The organism is Sphingomonas sp., assembly GCF_051962185.1.
GTDB lineage: Bacteria > Pseudomonadota > Alphaproteobacteria > Sphingomonadales > Sphingomonadaceae > Sphingomonas.
This window is the reverse complement of the sequence record NZ_JBQCCN010000112.1, coordinates 1-3,821: the sequence shown is the minus strand read 5'-3', so window position 1 is coordinate 3,821 and position 3,821 is coordinate 1. Positions and strand designations below refer to the sequence as shown.

Annotated in this window: 3 protein-coding genes and 1 pseudogene; all 4 read left to right on the top strand. The window is 69.1% G+C overall.

The features are described 5' to 3' along the window. Positions 1 to 252 (top strand): annotated as a pseudogene (locus ACTHJR_RS06500) (sugar ABC transporter substrate-binding protein); the annotation flags it as partial. Beyond that, on the top strand, positions 246 to 1,736 hold the full coding sequence (locus tag ACTHJR_RS06495) for a sugar ABC transporter ATP-binding protein (protein WP_440522312.1): 1,491 nt from the start codon (positions 246 to 248) through the stop codon (positions 1,734 to 1,736). The pseudogene ACTHJR_RS06500 and the gene ACTHJR_RS06495, both read left to right, overlap by 7 nt. Beyond that, complete coding sequence (locus tag ACTHJR_RS06490) at positions 1,733 to 2,893, top strand: ABC transporter permease (RefSeq protein WP_440522311.1); 1,161 nt, start codon at positions 1,733 to 1,735, stop codon at positions 2,891 to 2,893. Before ACTHJR_RS06495 ends, ACTHJR_RS06490 begins: the two co-directional genes overlap by 4 nt. Beyond that, the coding region (locus tag ACTHJR_RS06485) for an extracellular solute-binding protein (protein WP_440522310.1) at positions 2,893 to 3,821 on the top strand (929 nt) is incomplete at its 3' end. The genes ACTHJR_RS06490 and ACTHJR_RS06485, both read left to right, overlap by 1 nt.

Genomic DNA, 3,821 nt, shown 5'->3' with positions numbered 1-3,821 from the left:
ATCGGCTGCGCCCGCGCGGTCCGCGCGGCGGGCTCGCCGGCGCGATTGATCGGCGTGGGCGGCTCGAAGCTCGGCATCGCCTCGATCAAGGCCGGCGCGGTCGACGGCACGGTCTGCTTCAAGCCCGAGGCGCTCGGCGCGTTGGTGTTCGACGCGCTGCACGACAAGGATCGTGGTGGCCCGCGCTTTCGTACCTATCCGATCCCCGCCGTGACTCGCGCCACCATCGGCCAATGCGTCGGGCAATGGTAGACGCGCCGCTCCTCCGATTGCGCGGCCTGGAGAAGGTCTGGCCCAACGGCACCGCGGCGTTGCGCGGCGTCGACTTGGCGGTGCGCGCGGGCAGCGTCCACGGCCTGCTCGGTGCGAACGGCGCGGGCAAGTCGACCCTGATCAAGGTGCTGGCGGGCGCGATCCCGGCGAGCGGCGGAGGCGTCGAGTGGCGCGGCGACATGATACGCTGGACCAATCCGCGCGCCGCGCGTGCCGGCGGCATCGCCACCATCTACCAGCACATCCCGCTGGTCCCGACCCTGTCGGTGCTCGAGAACATGCTGCTCGAACAGCGCTCCGGCTGGCGGCTCGACCGCGCCGCGCGCGACCGGGCGGCGGCGATTGACGACGGATTGGGCAATCCCTTCGACCTCGACGCGATCGTCGGCGATCTGCCGATCGGCACGCGCCAGATGGTCGCGATCGCGCAAGGGCTGATGAGCGACCCCGCGCTCCTCATTATGGACGAGCCGACTGCGTCGCTGGCGGGCGACGAGCGCGAGCAGGTCTATCGCACCATCCGCCGGTTGGCGGGCGAGGGGCGGGCGGTGTTGTTCGTCTCGCATTTCCTCGACGAGATCGTCGCGCTGACCGACGAGGTCACCGTGCTGCGCGACGGCCGCGCGGTGCTCGACGCGAGGACGGCGGATCTCGACGAAGCCGCAATCGCCGCGGCGATTGCGGGGCGGTCGGTGACCGTGCTCGAACGGGTCGAGCGACAGCATTCAGCGGGTAGCGCGTTGCTCGAAGTTCGGGGCCTCGCCTCGCCGGGCAAGCTCGCGCCGGTGAGCTTCTCGGTCGCGCGCGGGGAGATCGTCGGGCTCGCCGGCATGCTCGGCTCGGGCCGGAGCGAATTGCTGCACGCGCTGTTCGGTGCCGATCCGGCGGCGCGCGGCGCCGTGCTGCTCGACGGCGAGGTTGTGGGCCGCGAGCCGGCAGTGGCGGTGGCGGCCGGGATCGCCCTGGTGCCCGAGGATCGCGCCGCGCAAGGATTCATTCCCGGCATGACGATCGCCGAGAACATCGCGTTGCCGCATGACGGTTGGCTGATTGCGCCGGGCCGCGAACAGGCGGCCGCGCAGGCCGCAATCGATGATCTCGCGATCAAGGCGCGCGATGCCGACGCGCTGGTCGGCGAATTATCGGGTGGCAATGCGCAGAAAGTGGTGATCGCCAAATGGCTGACCCCGCGCACCCGCGTCTTGCTGCTCGACGAGCCGACCGCGGGCATCGATATCGGCGCGCGCACCGACATCCTGCGGCTGATCCGCCGCCTCGCCGACCAGGGGCTGGCGGTGCTGCTGGTCAGCTCCGAATTCGAGGAATTGCTCGCCGTCGCCGACCGTATCCTGGTGCTGCGCGACGGCGCGATCGTCGCCGAGGCCGACCCGGCCAGGATCGACGAAGCAGGGCTGATCCAGCTCGCCAGTGGAACCCAAGTGACAACGGAAATCGCCGCATGACCCGAACCATCGACTGGCGCCGGACCTTCGGCTTGCGCGAAGCGGGCGTCTATTACGCGCTGCTGATCCTGTTGGCGCTGCTCGCCGCGATCGCGCAGTCGCGCGGCTTGCCCAATTATCTGTCGCCACAGAATCTCGGCAACATCGTCTATCAGGCATCGCTGGTCGGGATCATGGGCGTGGCGATGACAGTGATGCTGATCACCGGCGCATTCGATCTGTCGGTCGCCTCGGTCGCCGCGCTCGCCGCGGCGGTATTGGTCGGGCTGGCGCCGAGCATCGGCTTCCCGCTCGCCGCCGGTGCCGCGATCGTCACCGCGATCGCGGTCGGCATCTTCAACGGCGCGATCGTCCAGTTCGTCGGGATCAATGCGTTCATCGTCACCTTGGGCACGCTGACCGCGGTCAGGGGGTTGGTATTGGTGCTGACCGACGGTCGCTCGCTGATGGTCGAACGACCGGAAGTGCTGCAGCAGATGCTCGCCTTCGAGAGCACGCGGGTGCCGATCTTCTGGGCGGCGCTGGTCTTCGCATTGGTCCTGCTGGCGCTCGCCGCGTGGAAACGGCGGCCGTTGATCGCGCTGGCCGGCATCGTCGTCGCCATGCTGGCCCTGCTGGCGGGGGCCAGCTTCACGGTGGCGGCGCCGGTCGTCTATCTCGCCTTGTTCACCGCGGCGGTCTGGGGGGTGTTGCGCTTCACGGTCGTCGGGCGGCGGATCTACGCGGTCGGCGGCAATGCCGAGGCGGCGCGGCTGTCGGGAATCAACGTTCATGCCTACAAGCTCGGCGCCTTCGTCCTGTCGAGCGCCGCGGCGGGGTTCGCGGGCGTGCTGTTCGGCTGCCGCCTCGGCGCGATCAACCCGACCGCGCTCCAGGGCACCGAACTCACCGTCATCGCCGCCGCGATCCTCGGCGGCACCTCGCTGCTCGGCGGTGCGGGCAGCGTTCTCAAGACCGTGGTCGGCGCATTGCTGCTGTTCACGCTGACCAACGGGTTCAACGTGCTCGATCTGGGGGCAAGCTATCAGGGCCTGATCGAGGGCGCGGTGGTGATCGCGGCCGCGGCGATCTACACCGTTGGCGGTGATCGCCGTCGCGCGCGTCGCGCCGCGGTCGATACCTCGCCCGCTGCCCCGGCCGTAGCGGAGGCGGGCTGATGGCCAAGCTCAGGATCGCGGTCCGGCGTTTCGGCCCGTTCGAAAGCGCAATCGCCGCGCAATTCGCCGATTTCGTGCGGACGACCGGCGTCGACGCGGAAATCGAGGCTGTGCCGATGGACCTCAATCCGCTGCACGAGGCCGTCATCGGCGAGCGCGGACTCGCGACCGGCGACTGGGATATCGCTTTCCTCAACACCGACTGGCTGGCCGAGGCGGTCGCCGACGGGTTGCTCGAGGATCTGACGTCCCATATGGCGCGCGCGCCGATCGCGGACTTTCCCGACGCCTGGAGCCCGTCGCTGACCGGGCTGCAGCAATTCGACGGCGGCCTGTGGGCGATGCCCTATCACGATGGCCCGGAATGCCTGATCTATCGCAAGGACTTGATCGCCAAACCTCCCGCGACCTGGGAGGAGTTCCATGCGCTCGCGCGGCGTCATCACGATCCCGCGAATGACCGCTACGGCACGGTGCTGGCGCTGTTCCCGGACGGGCACAACAGCTTCTACGACTTCTGCATCCATATCTGGTCGCGCGGCGGCGAGGTGTTCGACGGAGACGGCCAGCCTGACTTCACCTCGCCCGCCGCACATGCGGCGCTCGATTTTCTCCGCACGCTGGCGACCGATCAGAATGCCATCGCGCCGAATTGTCGCGCGCTCGACAGCGTCCAGTCGGGCGGATTGTTCGCGGAAGGGAAAGTCGCCTTGATGGCGAACTGGTTCGGCTTCGCGGCTTATGCCGATACCGCCGACGATAGCCGCGTGCGCGGGCTCGTCGATGTCGCGCCGCTGCCGGCCGGGCCGGGCGGGCGCAGCGTGTCGCTCAACGTCTTCTGGGTGCTGGCGATCGGCTCGGGATCGGCCAACAAGCAGCTTGCCTGGGATTTCCTGCGCCATTGCGCGACCGCGCCGATGGACCGGCT